We start from the raw sequence: 4,846 nt of genomic DNA on the forward strand, positions 1-4,846 counted from the left end.
GAACCCGTTGAGAGACAACAAAGCTTTGACAATCAATGTTGATGGTCAGGGTTATGTCGGCGCTCGTCAGGGTGGCGGCGGCGGTGTCAAACTCAAATACGAGTTCTGATAAAACACGCTTTTACGAGTTCTGATAAAACACGCTTTGGCAAAGGGTATATCTCGAACTTTGGCAAAGCAAAGTTTCAGACTTTGGCAAAGCAAAGTTTCAAGCTTTGACTAAGCGGAGTTTCAAACTTTGGCAAGGCAAAGTTTCAAGCTTTGGCAAAGCAAAGTTTCAGACTTTGGCAAAGCAAAGTTTCAAGCTTTGGCAAGGCAAAGTTTCAAGCTTTGGCAAAGCAGAGTTTCAGACTTTGGCAAGGCAAAGTTTCAGACTTTTTCAAATCAATGTTTCAGGCGTTTACAGAGTAAAGTCTCAGGCTTTTAGAGAGCAAAGTCTCAAGAAGACCACCTCTCGCCGGAGAGATTGCGAAAAACCGGGCTTTGTTAGGCCGGTTTTCGCCCCCGAATAAATCCGGATTTCATGGGGAACACTCCCTTTTCGGCTTTACCGCCTTTATTGCGGGCGACTTTTTTCGCCCCCCACCCTATTCATCTCATTCCGGTCTTTTCATTTTGGTCTTTTCATTCCGGAAAATTTTGCTTTTGACTTTTCGCGAATGCCATCCTCACACCTATTGACGAGAAACACATCCGCAATTTCAAAAGAAACCCGCTATAAAATTCTTCAACTCTAAAATTCTTCAATTCTAAAATTCTTTAAGCGGTATCTTGCTTTTTAATTGTCTGGCAATTCCGGAATTGGTTTATATTTTATCGCTCTCTTCTTCCTGCAAAAGTTTTGCCCATCTCTCGACAAAGCGGTTTTTCGACAATCTTCCACAATCACCAATTTTTCTCCAACAGTTGGATTTCTTGTGCGATTGCCTGCTATCAGCAAAACCGGAAAACCTTAATGACTCAAAATGGCCAACCTGTTTTGTGATATTTTTTCAAACTTTGTCAAAAAGCATAGTGTTGCAATCTCCACCGGTTTTTAGAGAATACCGCCAAACGCCAGACAAATCCTCCCGAATGGTGAAGAAAAGCCAAGGATGAAATTCTATTATTCGCTTTTTAACGCCGCTAAAACCATCATTTTTCAAATAGCATTCTATGTTTTTGCTTCCCGAAAAACTATTACAGGAAACCGATTTTCACTTTTATTCATATTGAGAATTAACATTAAAACAAAGTTATTATGCCAGCTAATTTATTATATTTATAATACTATTTTTTAATATTTAACGACATAAATATATATATTATTTTTATTATGTTATTTTATTTTATAAAAAAATAAGTTAAAATACATTTTATTTTATTTTATTAATTAGAATTTTTTTGTGTTATTTTCTATTTATTATTGATTTCATAATTTTGTGTTTTTCTCCTTTTAAATTTCAATGGATCAAGATAGACTGCGTTTGATTCATGCGCCATCGATTAATCGGCTATCTGCCGATGAAGAGCGCTTCTTGTTTTTTTGCGACTCCGGCCTTGGCCATGAAAGAGCGAGGAAATTTTATGCACCTTTCTTCTAAATACAGCCCCCTCTCGAAGGTCTTGTTAAACGCTGCCTCGTGCATCGTTCTTTCGGCTGTGGCTTTTTCAGCCATGACAGTGGAAGAGGTGAGAGCGGACGAGCTTACCTATGACGGCACTGATAACAGCGTTTTAACCGCAGATCCGACAGATATAAATGCTTCCCGCATGAGCCTTCTCCCGCGCACGAGCGATCAAACCAATACACTGACCGTTAAAGGGGCAGTCGCGGGGCAAAGAACGCATTGGGAAAACACTGTTGCTCCCTATAATGTCTATGGCTTTGCTTCTGTGCAATATGATGTGACAGGCAATAATGGCATTGACGGAGCCTCTAACACAGGGGCGATCGTGTCGGTCAAAGATGTTGAATATGACTGGAGCGGAGCCGGAAATAAAGCAACAAATGCCGAACAAGCCGGTCGACTTGGTGGCATGGGGGGTGGTTCGGTTTTTGGTGGCCTCAGTGCAGGCGCACCGGGGAGTACCGCCTATGATGGTACGAATGCGGCCTTGGGAGGAAATGGCGGTTACATCAAGGGCGTTCATGTTACCCTTGATAATGTCGCCATTCATGGAGCCGATGCAGGTGAGGGAAATAGTTCACCCGATGACAACCATCGTGGAAGCACTGTTGGCGGCATGGGGGGTGGTTCGGTTTTTGGCGCAATCAGTATCGGTGGTGCCGGAGCCTGGTCTACACATTCAACCGCCGATGGTTCAAATGGTGGCAGCGGAGGCGACATAAGCGGCAATTATGTCACTTTGAAAAAAACCGACCTTTATGGTGGCAAAGGCGGCAATGGTGGGTCGAAAGCCGGTGGAAGTACCGCGGGCTTTGGCGGTGCAAGTGTGTTGGGCGGTGTTTCTATCGGCGGTGCCGGTGGCACCAGCTATAGCGGAACCCAACATAATAGTCAGGGTGGATCAACCGGTGTCATCTCCGATAACCACGTTATTTTAACGGATGTAACTTTGACCGGAGCCGACGGCGGTAATGGCGGCTCGACCATTAACGATAACGGGAGTGGCGGAACGGCTGGTCTGGGTGGCGGTATCATCGGAGGCGGACTGGCAATTGCCGGCGGAGGTGGTTTTGCCGGAGGTAGCGGCGCCTCGAATGCTGATGGCGGTAATAGTGGCGCCATCCATGATAACGAGCTCATCCTGAACCATGTAACAATCAAAGGCGGAAATGCCGGTAAAGGCGGTGACGGCGCACCCAATAGCGGCGGTGGCGTTGGTGGCATGGGTGGTGGTCTGATTTTTGGCGGCATGACAATCGGCGGTGCCGGTGGCTCCGGCTATGCGGCTGATACGTCGAGCGGTAATGGAGGTGTCGCCGATTATGTAAAATCCAATAGCGTTACATTGGTTGATGTCACGATTGACGGAGGCGCTGGCGGCGCTGGCGGCTCGAGCACAACAAGTGGTGGTGGTGCCGGTGGCGCTGGCGGCGGTACGGTTTTTGGCGGTCTTTCCATGGGAGGGGCCGGTGGTGCCGGTGACGCAAAATCAAACACGGAAAATAGCGAGAGTAGAGGCGGTAATGGCGGCAGTAGCGGAGTTGTCAGCAACAATATTATTTCTCTCGATCACACAACACTGAATGGCGGTATTGGCGGCAAAGGCGGTCAAGGTGGCGGCATTGGCGGCATAGGCGGCGGCAGTGTTATCGGCGGTTTGAGTACCGGCGGCGGCGGTGGCAACGGCTCGAATTCAAAGAAATATAATGGCAATGGCGGCGATAGCGGCGATGTTACCAATAACCGGATTAAGATTGTCGATTCCACATTGAACGGCAATGCGGGCGGTACCGGCGGGTCAATTTCCCATACGATTACAATCTTGGACGAAGAAGGCGACAAGAGTGTTAGTATGGGTGGCAGCGGTGCCGGTGGCGCTGGCGGCGGCAGCGTTTTTGGCGGGATCAGCCTTGGTGGTGCCGGTGGCTATGGTTCGCAAGGGGGATTGAAAAACGGCACTGGTGGCAATGCCGGTACTGTGAGTGGCAATATCATTATCCTTGAACGGGTAGAACTTCACGGTGGTGCTGGCGGCGCTGCCGGAAATATCGACGGCGAAAACAATAGCAATGAAGGGTCCGGTATTCGCGGTTCGGATGGCGGAAGTATCTATGGTGGTGCAAGTGTCGGTGGTGCTGGCGGAATAGGATATGACGCGACACAAACCAATGGTAATGGCGGCAAAGGTGGCAATGTCACCAATAACCGTATCAGTTTGACCGACGTGACACTTTATGGCACGAAAACGAGCCCTAATGGCGATCATAAATACGGGGTTTATGGCGGCGTCAGCATTGGCGGAGACGGTGGCTTTGGCGACATTAGCAACAGCATTGACAAAAACGGCGGCAAGGGTGGTGATGCCGGTGATGTCAGTGGCAATACAATTGAAATTTCCGGAAAATCCGCAATCAATAAAGATATTTATGGCGGTCTTTCACAAGGTGGAAAAGCCGGCACTCACTTTAACGACAAAAATCAGCTCATCAATAGCGAGGTGGGGTTCGGCGGCAATGCCAACCACAATACCGTAACTCTTAACGGCGACCAGATCGTCATTGGCGAACGCGATGAGAGCGGAAATGTCACACAATACGGCTCGATCTGGGGTGGTCGCAGCCTTAGTGGTGATGGTCAAGACTGCCTCACAGCCGATGTTTTTTCCGGCAATACTCTCAATCTCAACGGTTACCGCGGAACCGTTTCCGGTATCTATAATTTTGAAAATTATAACTGGACTTTACCGACCGATACCAAAAATGGCGATACAGTGATAAAAATTGCCGAAGGCGGTACACCGGTTGATCTAACCAATACCAAGCACACAATCGCCCAACTGGACGCGAAAGCACCACGCTTTATTGCCGGTGACGCCATCACTTTGATTGATAAATCTGCCGGCAGTTGGTCACCTGTTTCCTATGCGCTCAAACAGGGTCAATTTATCTTTTACGATACAACGCTTAAACAAAATAAGGCCGGAGACAACACCGCTTTCATTCTGCAAATTAACAAGAAAACCGACAAAACTCCCGATCACGATCATGATGAAGATCACGATCACACCGGTGATATTACCGGCGGTAACACTGGTGGCGGTGATAATACCGGTGGCAATAATGGCGGCAATCACAACAATACGGATCAATCTGCCGCACAATTGAACCCGCAGTCGAAGGCTTATTCGGAAGGTCGTGCAGCAAGCCTCGGCTTTGTTTCGCAAGGCTCCGATGTTA

The 4,846-nt window shown here is 47.9% G+C and carries 1 protein-coding gene; it reads left to right on the forward strand.

Features of this window, described 5'->3' with window-relative positions; all coding sequences use genetic code 11:
* Positions 1 to 1,566: 1,566 nt before the first annotated feature.
* Positions 1,567 to 4,846 (forward strand): hypothetical protein (locus H3S94_RS11695; RefSeq protein WP_246791220.1); only part of this gene is annotated, 3,280 nt, incomplete at its 3' end.

This window comes from Bartonella sp. B10834G3, assembly GCF_016102505.1.
GTDB lineage: Bacteria > Pseudomonadota > Alphaproteobacteria > Rhizobiales > Rhizobiaceae > Bartonella > Bartonella choladocola.